Genomic DNA, 18,287 nt, shown 5'->3' on the forward strand with positions numbered 1-18,287 from the left:
GTGGGCCGCCGGACCGCGCTGCTGATCGCGACCTCGATGTACGGCGACCCGGGGCTGCGCGAGCTGCGCGCGCCTGCGGGGGAAGCCGAAGAACTGCAGCAGGTCCTGCTGTCGCAGGGTGGCTTCGACCAGGTAGAGGTGTTGCGCAACGAGTCCAAGCGCCAGATCGAGCGCGGCATCGAGGAGGCGTTCCAGGAAGCCGGGCCGGACGACCTGGTGCTGCTCTACCTGTCCTGCCACGGGATCAAGAACGACCGTGGCCAGCTGCTGTTCGCCGCCTGCAACACTGAGCTGGACCGGATCGAGTCCTCCGCGGTCGGTTCGGTGTTCGTCCAGCACCAGCTGAGCGCATCCCAGGCCGGGACGAAGGTGGTGCTGCTGGACTGCTGCTACAGCGGGGCCTTCTCGCACGGCCTGGTGCCCAAGTCGGCCGAGGGGATCGACCTGCGCCAGCTGGTCGGCCGGGGCACCTACATCATGACCGCGACCAGCGCGGTCGAGTACGCCTACGAGGGCAACGAATTCACTTCCAGCGACCCGGTGCCTTCGTCGTTGTTCACCCGCGCGGTGCTGAAGGGCATCCGCACCGGCGCCGCCGACATCGATGGCGACGGCCTGATCACCGGTGATGAGCTCTACAACTACGTGTTCCGCGAGCTCGAAGGGCAGCGGCAGACCCCGTCCCGCGAGACCCGGATGGCCGGAGACTTCTTCATCGCCCGGACCGCATCGGCGCCTGTCGCTGAAGTTCGCCTGCCCACCCCGGTGAAGTCCGTCCCGGCGGCCCTCGGGCCCTTGCTCGTGAAGTCCGTCCCGGCGATGCCTCCGGCCGGCAGCACGCTGAACATCGTGGTGGGCACCCGCGGTGTCGATGCGGCCCAGGAGCCGTTCCTGCTGAGCCTGGCCGAACCCGACAGCCATCTCGCGGTCGTCGGCCCAACCCAGTCCGGCAAGAGCCAGTTCCTGCGAACCCTGCTGCTGAGCCTGGCAGCTGACTCGGAACCCGAGGAAGTCGAGATCATCATCATCGACTCCGAGAGCAGGTTCGGGGCTTTCGGGAAGCTGCCACACGTCAGCTGGGTTCTCGGGCCGGATGAAAGCACCAAGGTCCGGCAGTTGCTGGACGAGATCGAGCGGAGCATCTCCGCACGACGCGCGATGTTCAGGCAGCACGCGTTCGATTCACTGAGCGAATTCCGCGTCGCGCGGCGTAATCGCGATCTGCGAGCAGACGGCCCGCAGCAGGACGTGATCTTGGTGATAGATCGCTGGGAAGCCTTCGCCGCCGAGAACCCGGCACTGGTCGAACAGGTGGAGAAAATCGCGGACACGGGCGCCAGCTTCGGCGTGCACGTCGTCGTGGCCACGCGTTCGTGGTCGCGGATCTCCAGCAGCCTGCTGCCAAACCTGCGCGGCAAGGTCGATCTGACGGCAAGCGCGTGGCCGGATCGGCCGGTGGAGGCGACCACTGCAGCCGGGACCTTCCAGGTCGCCATCCCGAACTCGTCGACCGCGGCCGAGCCGAGGCACCAGGAAATGGTGTCGATGATTGAGGACATCGCGCAGCGGAAGCAGCACCGCAGCCACGACCGGAAGTTCAGCCTGGAACGGATCCTGGGGGCCGACCCGTCGTTCGACCCGCCGAGTGCCTGGCGCGATGCGAGACATCCCGATTGGCTGCGAGTTCCGATCGGTCTGGATGAGTTCGGCAGGACCGTGCACCTCGACCTGAAATCCGCTGCTGCTGGCGGTGTGGGGCCGCACGGGGTGATCGTCGGGCCGCCGGGGTCCGGGGCCGTCCAGACGTTCGGGTCGCTGCTGTTCTTGCTGATGATGACTCACTCGCCGGCCGACCTGAACGTCGCACTCCTGCACGGGCCGCCGTTTCCGGGCTCTGTCTTCCAGGGGCTTTCCGAGATGCCTCACGTGGTGGCGCACATGGGCGCGTCGTACGCGGAGTACACGGGCGAACTGGCCAGTCGGCTCAGGGACGTCCGACGCGAGATAACCCGTCGTCGAAATCCGGCTCGGGCCGGCCGCGAGACTGCGCCGACACTCGTCGTCGCCATCCGGGACTTCACCGAGGCGCTGGCGGATGAACCCGAGTTGGTGGCACAAGTGCGCGAAGTCATGGAGTTCGGACCGGATGTGGGCGTGCACGTGATCGCGATGACATCCAGCATCGCGGACAGTCGATTCCCGGAGATTGCGGAATTGTGCCGGTTCCGGATCGTGCATCGAACAGCTCTCGAGCAGGATTCTCTGGAGCTACTGGGAACCCCGGCGGCCGCCGAGCTGGGCGGGCACGAACCTGGACACGGGTTCTTCAGAGAAGGCTCCAGGCCACCGATCAAGTTCCGTGCCTGGGAACCCGGCATGGACCACTGGCCCGAGCTGATCGCCCAGGTCAACCAGGCGGTGCCGGTGCGGGCCGCCGAACTGCCAGTACTCCTCGCAGACCCGATCGCGCTCGGCGATGTGCTGGGCACGTTGGCAGAGGGCGAACGAGGTTTGTCCGCGGTGGCGTTCGAGCGCGCCACCGAAGTTCCTGTCGGACTGGTGGACTCTCCCGAGACCGGCGAAGCAGAACCGCTGATGGTGCCGTTCGGCTGCATCGCGATCCTGGGCCGCCCGTTCAGCGGGAAGACCGATTTCACCCGTGCCGTCGTGCTCGCGGTAGCCCTGACGCGCACACCCGAGGAGGCGCAGTTCTACTTCATAAGCGCGGGTGACGGGTATTCCTGCGAGGCCGTGCTGGCAGAGTTGCCACATGTAGTCGGGTTTGCGTCGATCAGAGACGGGGAAATCGCCGCCGCGATCGTGGATTTCTTGGTGGATCTGCTCGGTGAGCGGCGGGCGCGACGCGAAGACGCTCACGTGCCGTCATTCCTCGTGATCGAGCAGTGGCATCGATTGGTGGACGCGTTCGCCGAGCTGGCCCCGAAAGTCCGCACGCTGATGCAGGACGGTTCGGATCACTGCATCCACGTGATCATCTCGGGGGACAGCACGGGCGATGAGGATCCGGGTTGGGGATTCCAATACCAGGTCCGGCTGGAACTCGGTGGCGCGGAGAGCGGGCGCGGGACCGTGAACGGGAGGGAGTTCCGTGCCGCTTTACCGCAACTGCACGTAGATGACCAACTGGACCCACGTTACGAGAACGCCCGTGCGCTGTCGCGACGCATCGCGAGCGCCTGGCCGGGGGAGCCCGCCCAGGACCAGATCCTGCGCGCGTCGCCGAGCATCACCTATTCGCAGATCGAGAATCCCGAGAATCCGCACATCTTGCTCGGGCGAACAGTGGGCATCGGCAGAATGGCCGAGCTCGACCTGGCGGCGCATCCGCACCTGTTGTGCTTGGGGGAGCGGGGCTCCGGCAAGACGAACCTGGTCCGGTTGGTGATCGCCGAGATCAAGCGGCTGTACGCGGCGGACGAGTGCGACATCATCGTGCTGGATCCGAAGCGCGGCCTGCTCGGCGAAACGGACGGTCCGCAGTTCGGTTACGCCGCGGTGCGCGGGGAGTTCGAGCGTCACCTGGCGGAAATGGCGTTCCGGATCGAGCAACGCCTGTCCCGGCCCCGCAGCGGAGCCGAGCGGCCACGCGAGGTCTTCCTGATCACCGAGGACTGCGAGCTGATCTCGGCGGACCCGCGATCGGGCCGCCCCGACCCGCTGCAGCGCTACGCGGACCACCTGGTGCGGGGCGGGGAGGTCGGGGTGCACCTGATCGTCACCCGGAACTCGGTCAACATCGGCGACGCCCTGACCACCAGATTCCTCGGCAAGCTGCGAGCGGCTGGTTGCGCGACGGTGGTGCTCAGCGGCGACCGGCGGGACGGTGAGCTGCTACCGGGCGTGGTGTCGATGTCGCAACCGCCCGGGCGGGGACGCTTCGTCAGGGGCACGAGGAACGACATGATCCAGGTGGCGGAGATGCCTTCGGCCGGATAGTCCTCAGTGGACTGCGCGGGTGCGCGCGGCGCGGTGGCGATTTCTTGCCTGGGTGTGTTTTTCGGAATCGGGCGTGCGGAAGTCCTTGCGCTGGTAGGAAGAACTCGTGGGCAGTCATTGCGTCAGCGAGCTCGAGCAGGCCGGGTGGATTCGGCGGAGCACCATCCAGGAGGCGGCGTGCCTGACCTTCGTGCGGGGAACCGGCGTCGACCAGGTGGCCGAGGACTTCGGTGCGGTCGCCAGGCTCGGCCGGGCGCTGGACATCGATGACTTCTGCGAGGAGGCCTTCGCCCACCAGGAGAAACACCCCATGATCGCGCTCCGGCGGGTCGGCGACTGGGTGCTGGTCGTCGAGGACAACGGCCGGCAGGGGCAGCGGCCGGAGGTGCTGCGGAAGGCCGCGCGGCAGGCCGCCGTGTCGGTGTTCTGGGACGCGAACGCCCTCACGCGCTTCTCCCACGCGGTTCGCGGCGACATCCGGACGTCGTTCGAGGCCGTGCTGCCGGAGTACCGAGAGGGCAGCCGACCGGACGAGCTGGAGGCCGCCCGCGCCGATCTGCCCTGGTCCCAGGCCGATCCGGTGGCGCTGATGCTGGCGTTGGCGGGGCGCCTGACCGGGTTGTCGCCGAGCCCGGGCTGGCTGGCCGGCGACTTCCAGACCTTCCCGGTCGCGCCGTGGCCCGATGATCTGGTCACCGTGCCGAATCCGCTGGACAAGATCGTCGGCTTCCTACCCGAACTGATCGCGGCCCTGGGCGCCGCCGCCCAGCCCGACCTGTTGCGGGCAGTCGCCGCGGTGGCGCGGCACACGGTCGGCGCCGCCGACTGCTCGGACGACCCCGTCGTGCAGAAAGCCCTGTCGTCGCTGAGCGGCGGGCCCGCGATCGACCGCGGCGAGCTGTGCTCGGTGGTCAGGGAATGGGCCTGGCAGAGCACCTGGGACCGCCCGAACAGCAAGATCCGCAACCAGCTGCGCGCCGCGGACGCGCTGCGGCGGGCGACCCACGAAGATCCGCTGAACGCGCTGGTCGGCACGCTGACCAAGGCTCGGCAGGTGCGCGGAGTCGACGCCGGTGATCTCGCCCGCATCGTCGCCGCCGAACTGGGCGGCCCGCCGTCCCGGTGAGTCCGCGGGATCGGGCCCGGAGACCGCGCCTCGCCCGGCACAATGGTGGGCATGTTCAGGTTCCTCCGTCGCCGCGACGCCGAAGCCCCAGGCAACGCCGAGACCGCCGAGGTCGATGTCCACGCCCAGGCGGCCGAGCGGTTCTGGCAGCGGTGGGACGACCTGCTGCCGGAGATCGCCTCCGCGCTCGGCGACAGCGTGCCGCAGCGGATCGAGAGCCTGGTCGCCGACGCGCTCGCCCAGGTGCACCCGAACCTGACCTTCGCCATCGAGCACGGCGAGAAGGCGGTGTACGCGCTGGTCGTCAGCGGCCAGGCGGACCCGGAGCTGCGCCCCTACACCGACGCCTGGATGGCCGCCGCGCCGCCGGTCGACACGCTGTGGGAGTACCACGACTCGGTGCCGCCGGTGCCCGATCCGACCGAGGTCACCGTGAACCTGCGGGGCGAGAAGTACCCGCTGGCCGACGTCCGCGTCGTCGCCCAGGTCGACGAGGCGGAGGGGCTCGTCGACGTCGCCGTCTACCACCCCGGCTTCAGCGGCCTTGAGGAGAACGCGCGCCGGGCGCTGACGTTCCTGCCGCTGGACGCCACGCTCGGCGAGCGGCTGGCGGCCGACCGGCTGGGCCGGGTGGAGACCGCGGAACTCGAACCGGAGGGCGCGATCGGCCTGCTGGAGCTCCGCGAGCTGGTCCGCGAACTGGACCGCACGGTGACCGCGCCGCCCGAGTCGTGAGTGCTGAGTCCGGTTCTTACCGGAGTTGCCACTCACGAGGCGCAGCACCCGTCGTGAGTGGCGAAGCCGGTTCTTACCGGATTAATCACTCACGACGCGTCGTGCGTGCCGTTGTCGGGGTCGCTCGCTAGTCTCGGGGCGTGACCAGCAAGGACGTGGATCTCGCCCCGAACGACGCAGTGGCCAACGCCGAGGAGGTCGTGCCCGACGACCCGGCCGCCGGCCGCTCGGCGGAAGGCGTCGAAGACGTGCCCGCCGAGGTGCGCGAGCGCTACGCGGAACTCGCCGAGGAAGTCCGCGGCCACCAGTTCCGCTACTACGTGCTCGATTCGCCGACGGTCTCCGACGGCGAGTTCGACGGGCTGTTCGCGCAGCTGCAGCAGATGGAGGCCGAGCACCCGGCGCTGCAGGCGCCGGACTCGCCGACGCAGGTGGTGGGCGGCACCTTCTCGACCGAGTTCACCGCGGTCGCGCACCTGGAGCGGATGCTGAGCCTGGACAACGCGTTCAGCGCTGAGGAGCTGCAGACCTGGGTCGACCGGGTGGAGCGCGAGGTGGGCACCGACGTGCACTACCTGTGCGAGCTGAAGATCGACGGCCTGGCGATCAACCTGCTCTACCGGGACGGGCGGCTGGAGCGCGCCCTGACCCGCGGCGACGGCCGGACCGGCGAGGACGTGACGCTCAACGTCCGCACCATGGGTGACGTGCCGGAGCAGCTGACCGGGACCGACGAGTACCCGGTGCCGGCGCTGGTGGAGGTGCGCGGCGAAGTGTTCTTCCGGGTCGACGAGTTCGCCGAGCTCAACGCCAAGCTGGTGGAGGCGGGCAAGCCACCGTTCGCCAACCCGCGCAACTCCGCCGCCGGGTCGCTGCGGCAGAAGGATCCGCGGGTCAGCCGCAGCCGGCCGTTGCGGCTGATCTGCCACGGCCTGGGCCGGCGGGACGGCTTCGAGCCGAACCTCCAGTCCGAGTCCTACGCGGCGCTGAAGGCGTGGGGCCTGCCGGTGTCCAAGCACACCGTGGTTCTGTCCACTGTGGATGAGCTGGTCGCGCACATCGACTACTGGGGCAAGCACCGCGACTCCGCGGAGCACGAGATCGACGGCATCGTGATCAAGGTCGACGAGGTGCCGTTGCAACGCCGGCTCGGCACCACCTCCCGCGCGCCGCGCTGGGCGATCGCCTACAAGTACCCGCCGGAGCAGGCCACCACGAGGCTGCTGGACATCCAGGTCAACGTCGGCCGCACCGGGCGGGTCACGCCGTTCGCCGTGATGGAACCGGTGAAGGTGGCCGGCTCCACGGTGTCGATGGCGACCCTGCACAACGCCGACGAGGTCCGCCGCAAGGGCGTGCTGATCGGCGACCGGGTGGTGATCCGCAAGGCCGGTGACGTGATCCCCGAGGTGCTCGGCCCGGTGGTCGACGTGCGCACCGGCGACGAGCGCGAGTTCGTCATGCCCGCCGTGTGCCCGGAGTGCGGGTGGCCGCTGGCGCAGCAGAAGGAAGGCGACGTCGACCTGCGCTGCCCGAACGCCCAGGGCTGCCCGGGGCAGCGCCGCGAGCGGCTGTTCTACCTGGCCAGCCGGAAGGTGCTGGACATCGACGCGCTCGGCTACGAGGCCGCCGGCGCGCTGCTGACCGCCGGCGTGATCGAGGACGAGGGCGACATCTTCGACCTCGACGAGCCGAAGCTGCTCAAGACGCCGCTGTTCACCACCAAGGAAGGCAACCTGTCGGCCAACGGCGCCAAGTTGCTCGGCAACCTCGAGGTGGCCAAGCAGAAGCCGCTGTGGCGGGTCCTGGTGGGACTGTCGATCCGGCACGTCGGGCCGACCGCCGCGCAGGCGCTGGCCCGCGAGTTCGGCTCGCTGGACCGGATCGAGGCGGCGTCGGAGGAGGAGATCGCGGCGGCCGACGGCGTCGGGCCGACGATCGCCACGGCCGTCCGCGAGTGGTTCGAGGTCGACTGGCACCGCGAGGTGGTGCGCAAGTGGCGGGCCGCCGGAGTGCGGATGGCTGACGAGCGCGACGAATCGATCCCGCGCACCCTCGAAGGCCTGTCCATCGTGGTCACCGGCACGCTGCAGACGTTCTCCCGGGACGAGGCCAAGGAGCTGATCATGGCCCGCGGCGGCCGGGCGGCGGGTTCGGTGTCGAAGAAGACGGCGTTCGTCGTGGTCGGCGACTCGCCGGGCTCGAAGTACGACAAGGCGATGCAGCTGAAGGTCCCGGTGCTGGACGAGAGCGGATTCCAGGTGCTGCTCGACGACGGCCCGGAGGCCGCGGCGGAGGTCGCGCTGCCTGCGGAGGAGGAGTGACCGCTCGCGGCTGATTGTCCGCCGGTGGTGGCACGATCTGCGGCATGACGACGATCCGCGCGGCCCGGCCGGCCGAGTACGAAGCGATCGGTGAGCTCTCGGCCCGGGCCTACACCGAGAGCGGGAACCTGTCGACCGACATCGACTACACCATGGTGCTGCGCGACGCCGCCCGGCAAGCGGAGCAGGCCGAACTGCTCGTCGCCATCGAAGACGACGAAGTGCGGGGCACGGTCACCTTGGTGCGGCCCGGCAGCGCATACGCCGACGTCGCGCGGCCCGGCGAGCTGGAGTTCCGGATGCTGGCCGTGGCGCCGGAGGCGGCAGGCAACGGCGTGGGCCAGGCACTGGTGGAAGCGGTGATCGACCGGGCGCGCGCGGATGGCATGGAGCGCGTCGTGCTGTGCGTGCGGGACTCCGTGGAGCCCGCCCAGCGCCTCTACCGGCGGCTCGGCTTCGAACGCCGCCCCGACCGCGACTGGCACCCGGCGCCGGACGTCAACCTGCTCGGCTACGCCCTGGAACTGTGATCGATCCGATCATCTCCGCAGGTCAACGCTCGTGAGTGCTTTGGATCGCTATAGAGCCTGTTTCCAAACTCGTCCTGCGTAGCGGTGCGGGTGGCGGAACCTCAGAGGTCTTCTCGCTGTGGGATCCCCGACATCATGAATGCCAATTCACCACGTCGGGGCTGTCCTCGCGAGAAGGCCTCTGAGAACCCGCGGCGGTGCAAGCTGCGAGGGTGGGCTAAGCGGCTGCGCCGCTTCAAAGACAAACGCCCGCGTTACCACACCCGCACGTCACCACATCCAAAACAGCCTCTATAGCAACACAAAACACTCACGGGTGCTGCGAAACCGCCGCAGCGACGTGGTCATACGTAAGTCGGGGTTCCCGCAGTCCAGACGGCGGCCGTAATTCCCGCAGGGGGGCCGCTACCCGCACCGCTACGCAAAACGAGTTTGGAAACAGATCTTTTCAGCCTTCGAGGACGACCGAGACGATGCCGGCGAGGTGGGCCAGGCGGGCCAGCTCCGCGGTGCGGAACATCGGGCCGCCCGGGCGGCCCGCCAGCAGCACCCGGTCCGGCTTGCCGATCGGCGTCGCCGCCAGCTCGGTGCCCAGTTCCTTCCAGGTGTCCGGCACCCACGACTCGTCGCCGTCCAGGATCGTCGCCCGCGCCAGCGGCAGCCACGGCAGCTCCAGGTAGCCCTCCTGCGGGGCCGAGGTGCTGGCCGCCAGCTGCTCCGCGCCGCCCGAGCGGTGCCCGAAGACGATCGCCCAACCGGATCGGATGATCTTCGGCACGCCTTCGGCGAGGATCTGTAACCCGTTTCCGGGCTCGGCCGCGATCTCCTCGACGAGCTCCAGCTCGCGGTGCGTGTCCAGCACGCCCGCGTACGGCCGGACCGCGTCGACCTCGACGCCGTCGACCGACTCGGCGGCGGTGATCAGCACGTCCGGCAGCCGGCCCGAGGGCAGCTCGACGACGAGGTCGTCGATCGCCACGCCGTTGCTGCGCTCGACGACGTCGACGCTGAGGATGTCGGCACCGATCTCGCCGAGCGCGCTCGCCACCGACCCGAGGTTGCCGGGCCGGTCCGGTATCTGCACCCGGATGAGGAAGGACACCGGACTCAACGCCTCCAGTTTCGTGCGCGACACCTCGCCGGCCGCGCTCTCGCCGCCGCACGAGGCCGCACTCCAGCGGCTCCTCGTGCGAGGAACTGGCGGTTGAAATTGTGTCAGACGCGACGCCCCTGCGGTGCCCCCGGCGTCCACGGAGTGGAATTACCTGCGGTTTTCCGTCGTGTCGTCGGCATTTTCGCGGCACTGCGGCGCGTTGATCCGCAGTGGATCCGCCGCGGGCCCGGGCGGCAGCGGCGGCGCCCGCGCCCCCTCCAGGGCCGGGTCCGGGCACCGCCATAGACTGAGCAGTACCCGTGAAACCGGACATGACCAGGGAGCCTTCGCAGTGTCCAAGATCTCCCGCGACGAGGTCGCGCACCTCGCCGGCCTGGCGCGGCTGGCCGTCACCGAGGCCGAGCTCGACACCTTCGCCGGCCAGCTCGACCAGATCCTCGATGCGGTGGCCAAGGTGGGCGAGGTCGCTGCGGACGACATCCCGCCGACCTCCCACGCCGTGCCGGTGACCAACGTTTTCCGCGATGACGAGGTGCGGCCGGGCCTGTCGCGCGAGCAGGCGCTCGCCGCGGCACCGGCCGCCGAAGAGGAACGATTCCGCGTGCCGCGGATCCTCACCGAGGAGGCCTGATGACGACCGCATCCGGCGGCAGCCTGACCGGGCTGACCGCATCCGAGCTCGCCGCCAAGCTGCAGGCGGGCGAGGTCACGTCGGTCGAGGTGACGCAGGCGCACTTGGACCGGATCGCCGCCGTCGACCCGGCGGTGCACGCGTTCCTGCACGTCGACGCCGACGGGGCGCTGGCCGCCGCGCGGCGGGTCGACGAGGAGCGCGCCGCCGGGAACGTCACGTCGCCGCTGGCCGGCGTGCCGCTGGCGCTCAAGGACGTGCTGACCACCACCGACATGCCCACCACCTGCGGCTCCAAGATGCTGGAGGGCTGGGTTCCGCCGTACGACTCGACCGTGACGCGCCGGCTGCGCGAGGCGGGCGTGGTCGTCCTCGGCAAGACGAACATGGACGAGTTCGCGATGGGCTCGTCGACCGAGAACTCCGCGTACGGCCCGACCCGCAACCCGTGGGACCTGGAGCGCATCCCCGGCGGTTCCGGCGGCGGTTCGTCGGCGGCGCTGGCCGCGTTCGAGGCGCCGCTGGCCATCGGCACCGACACCGGCGGCTCGATCCGCCAGCCCGGCGCGGTAACCGGCACGGTCGGCGTCAAGCCGACCTACGGCGGCGTTTCCCGCTACGGCCTCGTCGCGTTCTCCTCGTCGCTTGACCAGCCCGGCCCGTGCGCGCGCACGGTGCTGGACGCCGCGCTGCTGCACGAGGTGATCGCCGGGCACGACCCGATGGACTCCACCTCGATCGACCAGCCGGTGCCGCAGGTCGTCGCCGCGGCCGAGCTGGGCGCTTCGGGCGGCCTGCAGGGCGTGCGCGTCGGCGTGGTCCGCGAGTTCTCCGGCGACGGCTACCAGCCGGGCGTGCAGCGGGCCTTCGACGCCGCTGTCAAGCAGCTGTCCGCGCTGGGCGCCGAGGTCATCGAGGTCTCCTGCCCGCACTTCAACTACGCGCTGCCGGCCTACTACCTGATCGCGCCGAGCGAGTGCTCCTCCAACCTCGCCCGCTTCGACGCGATGCGCTACGGCCTGCGCGTCGGCGACGACGGCGCGCGCAGCGCCGAGGAGGTCATGTCGCTCACCCGCGAGGCCGGGTTCGGGCCCGAGGTGAAGCGGCGCATCATGCTCGGCACCTACGCGCTGTCGTCGGGCTACTACGACGCCTACTACGGCCAGGCGCAGAAGGTGCGGACGCTGATCACCCGCGACTTCACCGCCGCGTTCCAGCAGGTCGACGTGCTGGTGTCGCCGACGACGCCGACCACCGCCTTCAAGATCGGCGAGCGGGTCGACGACCCGATGGCGATGTACCTCGCGGACCTGTGCACCATCCCGTCCAACCTGGCAGGCAACGCCGCCATGAGCGTCCCATGTGGACTGTCCGATGAGGACAACATGCCGGTCGGGCTGCAGATCATGGCCCCGGCGATGGCCGACGAGTGGCTCTACCGGGTCGGCGCGGCCTACGAGGCGGCGCGCAACGCGAGCCAGGACGGCCCGCTCATCAACCGTGTTCCCCAGCTGGAGGTCGCGCGATGAACCCGAAGATCAAAGCAGCGTTCCAGCTCGCCTCGGTGCTCTCGGCCGCCTTCGGGCTGCGGGCGAGCTTCCGCGCGGCGCGCGAGAAGAACGACAAGCTCGCGCTGGCGGACGCGGTCATCACCGCGCTCGGCCTGATCACCGGCACCGCGCTGGCCGTGCGGGCCCTGCGCGAGGGGGAGGACGACAAGTGACCGCCGTCGCCGAGATCATGGACTACGACGAGGTCCTCGCGCGGTTCGACCCGGTGCTCGGGCTCGAAGTGCACGTGGAGCTGTCCACCAACACGAAGATGTTCTGCGGCTGTGCCAACGCCTTCGGCGCCGAGCCGAACACCCAGGTGTGCCCGGTGTGCCTGGGCCTGCCGGGTTCGCTGCCGGTGGTCAACGGCAAGGCCGTGGAGGCCGCCATCCGGATCGGGCTGGCGCTGAACTGCCAGGTCGCCGAGTGGTGCCGGTTCGCCCGGAAGAACTACTTCTACCCGGACATGCCGAAGAACTTCCAGACGTCGCAGTACGACGAGCCGATCGTTTTCGACGGCTACCTGGACGTGCTGCTGGAAGACGGCGAGACCTTCCGGGTCGAGATCGAGCGGGCGCACATGGAGGAGGACACCGGCAAGTCCTCGCACATGGGCGGCAGCACCGGCCGCATCCACGGCGCGGACTACTCGCTGCTGGACTACAACCGGGCTGGCGTGCCGCTGATCGAGATCGTCACCAAGCCGATCGTCGGCGCCGGAGAGCGGGCTCCCGAGGTCGCGCGCGCCTACGTCTCGGCGCTGCGGGACCTGCTGCGCGCGCTGGACGTCTCCGACGTGCGGATGGACCAGGGCTCGCTGCGCTGCGACGCGAACGTGTCGCTGATGCCGAAGGGCACGACGGAGTTCGGCACCCGCACCGAGACCAAGAACGTCAACTCGCTGCGCAGCGTGGAACGCGCCGTGCGCTTCGAGATGCAGCGGCACGCCGCGGTGCTGACCTCGGGCGGCTCGATCCTGCAGGAGACGCGGCACTTCGACGAGTCCACCGGCACCACGTCGGCGGGCCGCCGCAAGGAGACCTCCGAGGACTACCGCTACTTCCCGGAGCCCGACCTGGTGCCGATCGCGCCGTCGCGGGCATGGGTCGAGGAGCTGTCCAAGACGCTCCCGGAGATGCCTTGGGAACGGCGCAAGCGGGCGCAGGAGCAGTGGGGGCTGTCCGACGAGGAGCTGCGCGACCTGGTCAACGCCGGGGCGCTGGAGCTGGTGGCGCAGACCGTCGACGCGGGCGCGCCCGCCGGCGACGCCCGCTCCTGGTGGGTTTCGTACCTGGCGCAGCAGGCCAACACCCGCGGCGTCGAGCTCGCCGACCTGGAGATCACCCCGAAGCAGTTGGCGCGGGTGATCGCGCTGGTCACCGAGGGCAAGCTGACCAACAAGCTGGCCCGGCAGGTCGTCGACGGGGTGCTCGCCGGCGAGGGCGAGCCGGACGAAGTGGTGGCGGCCCGCGGCCTGGAGGTCGTGTCCGACGACTCGGCGCTGCAGTCCGCGATCGACGAGGCGCTGGCGGCGCAGCCGGACATCGCGGACAAGATCCGCGGCGGCAAGGTGCAGGCGGCGGGCGCGATCGTCGGCGCGGTCATGAAGGCCACCAAGGGCCAGGCCGACGCCAAGCGGGTTCGCGAGCTCGTCCTCGCGGCCTGCGGCCAGTAAGCAACGGGCGAAGGGCACCTCCGGGCGATCGCATCGCCCGGAGGTGCCCTTCGCGTATTCCGGTCAGCGGGCGAGGTAGCCGCCGTCGACGTAGAGCTCGGAGCCGGTGGTGAAGGACGCGTCGTCGCTGGCGAGGTAGGCGACGGCGGCCGCGACCTCGGCCGGGCGGCCGAGGCGGCCCAGCGGGGTCACCGCCAGCATCGCCGCCTCGCGGTCGGTGCCGCGCGCGCCGTCCAGGATCGCGGTGTCGATGAAGCCGGGATGCACCGAGTTCACCCGGATTCCCGCGTCGGCCCACTGCAGCGCGGCGTTCTTGGTGAGAAGCCGGACCGCGCCCTTCGCCGCGTGGTACGCCGGGCTGGTGCCGAAGCCGCCGCTGGCCCCGAAGATCGAACTGATGTTGATCACCGAAGCGCGCTCGGAGGCGCGCAGCGCTTCGGCGGCGGCCCGCATGCCCAGGAACACGCTGGTCTGGGTGACCGCGATGGTGCGTTCGTAGCTCTCCGCCGTGGTGTCCTCGATGGTGCCTCGGTCGGCGATCCCGGCGTTGTTGACCAGGATGTCCAAGCCGCCGAACTCGTCGACGGCGGCTTGGACCGCGGCCGCCCACGCGGCCTCGTCGGCGACGTCGTGGTGCACGAACAGCGACTTTCCGCCGTCGTCGCGGATCTCGGCGGCGACGGCGGCCCCGGGCTCGTCCTGGATGTCGGTGACCACGACCGCCGCGCCCTCCGCGGCCAGCCGGAGGGACGTCTGCCGGCCGATGCCGCCCGCGCCACCGGTGACCAGCGCGACCCTGTCCCGCAACCTCAACATGATCCACCCTTCGCTGAACGATCGTTCAACGATCGTGGCACGGCGCGCCGGAGCCCGTCACCGGCCGGATGGGCGAGCGCTCGCGGCCTCGGTGATCCGGCCGATGTGGCCGTCCGGGCGCACCAGCACGAGCGTCCCGGCGGCCACGTCGTAAGCCCGCCAAGCGTCCACATGAGACGGATCGATCCGGTGGACGTGCACGTCGGCGCCGGTTTTCGGTGGCTCCGCGCCGAATGCCAGCAGCGTCCAGTGCGGGCCGCGGAACAGGTCGAAGAGGCGCACGCCGTCGCCCACCGGTGAATCCGGCGCCCGGTCGCCGGCCTGCACGCGGCCGCGCTCCGCCCGCTCGTCGTGCGCCAGCGGCCCGGTGCGGTAGGAGATGTCCAGCTGCCGGGTCTCGGCCCCGCGGCGATGCGCGTCCTCGTGGCCCTCGGTGTGCTTGCGCAGGAGGGTCGTGCTGATCCCGAGCACCGAGGCGGCGACCGGGAGGCGTTCGGCTTCGTAGCTGTCGAGCAGCTCGTGATCCCCGTCGGCCAGCTTCCAGCCGAGGTTGTAGGCGTCCTGCACGCCGGTGTTCAGGCCCTGGCCGCCGGTCGGCGGGTGCACGTGCGCGGCGTCGCCGGCCAGGAAGACGCGGTCGCGCCGGAACCGCCGCGCCAGCCGCATGTTCGCCCGCCACGCGGTAGCCCAGGTCAGGTCGTGCAGCCGGAGATCCGTGCGGCCGGAGAACTCGTCTAGTAGCCGTTGCAGGGTCGACAGCGTGGCGCTGGTGTCCAGGTCGTCGGGGAGCGGGGCGCCGCACTGGAAGGAATCCGTGCCGGGCAGCGGGGTGAAGGCGATGCCCCGGGTGAGGTCCGCTGCGGTGCCGAACCAGTGGCCGCGGTCGGGATCGAGCCCGGTGACCCGCACGTCGGCCAGGAGCATGCGAACGGATTCGTCGGTCTCGCCGACGAAGTCGATGCCGAGGCTCTTTCGGACCGCGCTGCGCCCGCCATCGGCGCCGACCAGGAACTCGGCGCGCACCGGGCCGGTGCTCAGCTCCGCCGTCACGCCTCGGGAATCCTGCCGGCAGCCGAGGAACTCGGTGCCCGCTTCGACCCGCACGCCGAGCTGCGCCAGCCGGTTTCGCAGGATTTCCTCGGTGCGCCACTGCGGAAGCACCCATGGGTTGGGGTGCGGGACCGCCGGCGTCGGCTCGACGTGCTCGGTCATCCGCCGCTCGCCGACGAACTCGCCGTCGATGTGGGCGCGGATCGGAGCCGGTGGCGCTCCAGCGGCGAGCACCTCGTCGAGCACGCCGAGGTCGTCGAAGACCTCCAGTGTGCGGGGCTGGAGGCTGTCACCTCGCGAGCCCGTGGGCGGTTCCGGTGCTGCGTCCACGATCCGGCAGGGGACGCCGCGCCTGGCGAGCTCGATGCCCAGCGTCAGGCCGGTCGGTCCGGCGCCGGCGATCAGCACTCGGGTGTCCATGCACCACTCCTTGATGAATTTAGATTCAGTGAATTTAAATTCAGAATGTGGCTTGCTAGCGTTCCTGTCAAGGAGTGGGAGGAGTGCGATGCCGGGCAGCCGCAAGGCGAAGGCCGCCGAGACCGAGGCCGCGCTGAAGGCGGCGGCGACGCGGGTGTTCGAGCGCGTCGGATACCTGAACACCAAGATCACCGACATCACGGCCGAGGCGGACCGCGCCGCCGGGTCGTTCTACAACCACTTCCGCGGCAAGGAAGAACTGCTGGAATCGCTGCTGGCGGACATGCTCGCGGCCGGCGACCAGGCGGTCGAAGCGGATCCGGCGCACGAGACGGATCTCGGCGGTCGCGGCGCGATCCGCTGGCACGTCGAGCAGTACTGGCGGTTCTTCCGCGACCACCGGGTCGTGATGATCGCGCTGCACCAGGCATCGCTGGTCGACCAGCGGTTCGCGGACCGGTTGTCAGCGCTGCTCGAACCAGATCTCCGGCACTTGGCGGATCACCTGCGCGGCACGGCGCAGCGGCCGGAGGCCACGGCGCTCGCGCTGTCCTCGCTCTGGCACCAGTTCGCCTACGCGGTCCTGGTCGAGCGGAGCCCGCTGGCCGACGGGCTGACCGACGAAGAGGCCATCGACCTGCTCACCGATCTGACCAACCGAGGCCTGAACGGCAAGTAGCTGCCCGTGCGTACTTTCTGTTGCTGTAGAGCCTGTTTCCAAACTCGTCCTGCGTGGCGGTGCGGGTGGCGGAACCTCAGAGGTCTTCTCGCTGTGGGATCCCCGACATCATGAATGACCAATTCACCACGTCGGGGCTGTCCTCGCGAGAAGACCTCTGAGAACCCGCGGCGGTGCCGGTTGCGAGCGTGGGCTAAGCGGCTGCGCCGCTTCAAATACAAAACGCCCGCGTTACGACATCCGCACGTCACCACATCCAAAACAGCCTCTATAGCAGCAGAAAGTACGCACGGGTCTCAGTCCTTGCCCGCGGAGCCGGCGGACGGGGACTCGATGCGCAGGGCGCGGTCGTCGCTGGAGATCGGCTGGCCGCCGTCCTTGTTCGCCGTGCCCAGCCAAATCAGGCCGTCCGGGCCGAGCGCGGCGGCGGAGAAGCGTCCGTAGGTCTTCTCCATGACCTTCGTCGGCTGACCGGTGAAGCTGCCGTCCGGCGCCGGGTGCAGGGTGTACAGCGCCGCGGCATCGGTCAGCGCCACCACGACCGTCGACGGGTCGGCGGCGCAGCCCGCCACACCGGGCCGCTCCGCCCAGGTCCACGCCGGCGAACCCAGCGGCTCGCCGAGCTGCACCCGGTACAGGGCGTCCTGGCCGCCGCTGCGGTCGGTCACCCAGTACATGCCCAGCGCGGGCGTGCCGCACAACCCGCCCGGCGCGGTCAGCCCGGAAGCGACCACCGGCGACGTGGGGTTCGGATTGCCCGCCGCGGGCTTGCCGGAGCCGTCGATGCGCAGCACCTTGCCCGCCAGCGACTGCGGATTCGCGGCGTTGGCCGGGCTGCCCGCGTTGCCGGTGGCGATCAGCAGCGAGCCCTGGCCGTCGTCGAGCATCGCCCCCGCGTTGCCCGTCGAGCCCTTCGGGATGCCGGTCAGCACCGGCTTGGGCCGGTCACCGGCCGCGACCCGGACGACCTGGTTGTCGCTGCGGGTCGTGACGTAGGCGTAGAACAGCTCGTCTTCGTGGTAGGTGGGGGAGAGGGCGAGCCCGGTCAGCCCACCGCCGCCGCTCGCATCGACCGGAATCCGGGCCAGCTCAACGGGTTTCGTGCCGCGCTGCACGCGCAGCACCCGGCCGGTGGCTCGCTCGCCGACCAGCGCGGCCTGGCCGCCGGGCAGCACCACGATCGCGCCGACCGGATCCAGGCAGGTGGCCACCACGGCCGGATCGGGATCCTCGCACCCGACGGGCGCGTTCGGCTGCTGCGGCGAGGTGCCGGATTCGGGCGGTGGCGACGACTCGTTCTCGAAGGAGGGCTGCGGGCCGGCCTGCGGCTCCAGCGAGGGCGGGTCGCCCCACGGCCGCGGGTGCTCGTCGGGGAACTGCGCGCAGCCCGCCAGCAGCGTGCCGAGCACGGCGGTCATGCCCAGCAGAAGACGACGCATGCGAAACGAGGCGGCCACGACACCCGACCTTATCGGCCGACGGGTGAACCCAGGGTGAGACGTGCGGTTCCGACCGGCCCGTAACCGCGCGGTTTCGCTCTGCCATGGCGGCTGCCCACTTTCGGAGCTGCGTTTCTGCACGTCCGGGGCCGTGGGGGGTTTTTGTGGGGGTGGGTTGGGCCAAAAAACAAAACCCCCCCGCCGGCGCGGAAAGGGTGGGGGGGTCGTGTGTGTGTGTGGT

13 protein-coding genes and 1 pseudogene are annotated in these 18,287 nt (G+C 70.2%); 10 read left to right on the top strand and 4 right to left on the bottom strand.

Translation table 11 applies throughout. The features are described 5' to 3' along the window. The 5 genes and pseudogenes from AB0I53_RS40910 to AB0I53_RS40930 all read left to right on the top strand — a co-directional run bounded on the left by AB0I53_RS40910 (nucleotide 1) and on the right by AB0I53_RS40930 (nucleotide 8,672). Nucleotides 1-3,957: an FtsK/SpoIIIE domain-containing protein gene (locus AB0I53_RS40910; protein ID WP_358614432.1), complete on the top strand. Its 3,957-nt coding sequence runs from the start codon at nucleotides 1-3 to the stop codon at nucleotides 3,955-3,957. A gap of 106 nt (nucleotides 3,958-4,063) precedes the next feature. Then, nucleotides 4,064-5,083 (top strand): DUF6461 domain-containing protein, encoded by a 1,020-nt coding sequence (locus AB0I53_RS40915; protein WP_358614433.1) that lies wholly within the window; start codon nucleotides 4,064-4,066, stop codon nucleotides 5,081-5,083. Nucleotides 5,084-5,134: 51 nt separating this feature from the next. Then, nucleotides 5,135-5,818 carry a hypothetical protein gene (locus AB0I53_RS40920; RefSeq protein ID WP_358614434.1) on the top strand — a complete coding sequence of 228 codons (684 nt, stop codon included), beginning with the start codon at nucleotides 5,135-5,137 and terminating at the stop codon, nucleotides 5,816-5,818. Between the two features lie 218 nt (nucleotides 5,819-6,036). Continuing rightward, nucleotides 6,037-8,142: pseudogene (gene ligA / locus AB0I53_RS40925) on the top strand (NAD-dependent DNA ligase LigA); the annotation flags it as partial. 44 nt (nucleotides 8,143-8,186) lie between these two features. Further along, nucleotides 8,187-8,672, top strand: coding sequence for a GNAT family N-acetyltransferase (locus tag AB0I53_RS40930; RefSeq protein WP_358614435.1), 486 nt, complete (start codon nucleotides 8,187-8,189; stop codon nucleotides 8,670-8,672). A 448-nt stretch (nucleotides 8,673-9,120) separates the two neighbouring features. Here the strand turns inward: AB0I53_RS40930 and AB0I53_RS40935 are convergent, their stop codons facing one another. Beyond that, nucleotides 9,121-9,774, bottom strand: coding sequence for an amino acid-binding protein (locus AB0I53_RS40935; protein ID WP_358614444.1), 654 nt, complete (start codon nucleotides 9,772-9,774; stop codon nucleotides 9,121-9,123). A 343-nt stretch (nucleotides 9,775-10,117) separates the two neighbouring features. Between AB0I53_RS40935 and gatC the strand changes: the two genes are divergently transcribed. The 4 genes from gatC to gatB are packed head-to-tail and all read left to right on the top strand — an operon-like array spanning nucleotide 10,118 to nucleotide 13,642. Next, complete coding sequence (gene gatC, locus AB0I53_RS40940; RefSeq protein ID WP_358614436.1) at nucleotides 10,118-10,417, top strand: Asp-tRNA(Asn)/Glu-tRNA(Gln) amidotransferase subunit GatC; 300 nt, start codon at nucleotides 10,118-10,120, stop codon at nucleotides 10,415-10,417. Continuing rightward, on the top strand, nucleotides 10,417-11,946 hold the full coding sequence (gene gatA / locus AB0I53_RS40945) for an Asp-tRNA(Asn)/Glu-tRNA(Gln) amidotransferase subunit GatA (protein ID WP_358614437.1): 1,530 nt from the start codon (nucleotides 10,417-10,419) through the stop codon (nucleotides 11,944-11,946). The genes gatC and gatA overlap by 1 nt, the downstream gene beginning before the upstream one ends. Beyond that, entirely contained in the window at nucleotides 11,943-12,140 is a 198-nt protein-coding gene (locus AB0I53_RS40950) for a hypothetical protein (RefSeq protein ID WP_358614438.1), read from the top strand. Before gatA ends, AB0I53_RS40950 begins: the two co-directional genes overlap by 4 nt. Beyond that, a complete protein-coding gene (gatB, locus tag AB0I53_RS40955; RefSeq protein WP_358614439.1) occupies nucleotides 12,137-13,642 on the top strand; it encodes an Asp-tRNA(Asn)/Glu-tRNA(Gln) amidotransferase subunit GatB in 1,506 nt (501 codons plus the stop codon). The genes AB0I53_RS40950 and gatB overlap by 4 nt, the downstream gene beginning before the upstream one ends. Nucleotides 13,643-13,705: 63 nt before the next feature. Here gatB and AB0I53_RS40960 read toward each other — a convergent pair whose 3' ends face one another. Further along, nucleotides 13,706-14,458 carry a glucose 1-dehydrogenase gene (locus AB0I53_RS40960; protein ID WP_358614440.1) on the bottom strand — a complete coding sequence of 251 codons (753 nt, stop codon included), beginning with the start codon at nucleotides 14,456-14,458 and terminating at the stop codon, nucleotides 13,706-13,708. A gap of 57 nt (nucleotides 14,459-14,515) precedes the next feature. Further along, nucleotides 14,516-15,928, bottom strand: coding sequence for an FAD-dependent monooxygenase (locus AB0I53_RS40965; RefSeq protein WP_358614441.1), 1,413 nt, complete (start codon nucleotides 15,926-15,928; stop codon nucleotides 14,516-14,518). 88 nt (nucleotides 15,929-16,016) lie between these two features. Between AB0I53_RS40965 and AB0I53_RS40970 the strand changes: the two genes are divergently transcribed. Continuing rightward, the gene (locus tag AB0I53_RS40970; RefSeq protein WP_358614442.1) at nucleotides 16,017-16,607 is read left to right on the top strand and encodes a TetR/AcrR family transcriptional regulator; all 591 of its coding nucleotides are present in this window, start codon (nucleotides 16,017-16,019) and stop codon (nucleotides 16,605-16,607) included. Between the two features lie 296 nt (nucleotides 16,608-16,903). On the opposite strand, the gene AB0I53_RS40975 is transcribed toward AB0I53_RS40970, so the two are convergent. After that, nucleotides 16,904-18,046 (bottom strand): PQQ-dependent sugar dehydrogenase, encoded by a 1,143-nt coding sequence (locus AB0I53_RS40975; protein ID WP_358614443.1) that lies wholly within the window; start codon nucleotides 18,044-18,046, stop codon nucleotides 16,904-16,906. Nucleotides 18,047-18,287 lie beyond the last annotated feature (241 nt).

It is taken from the genome of Saccharopolyspora sp. NPDC050389 (assembly GCF_040655595.1).
GTDB lineage: Bacteria > Actinomycetota > Actinomycetes > Mycobacteriales > Pseudonocardiaceae > Saccharopolyspora.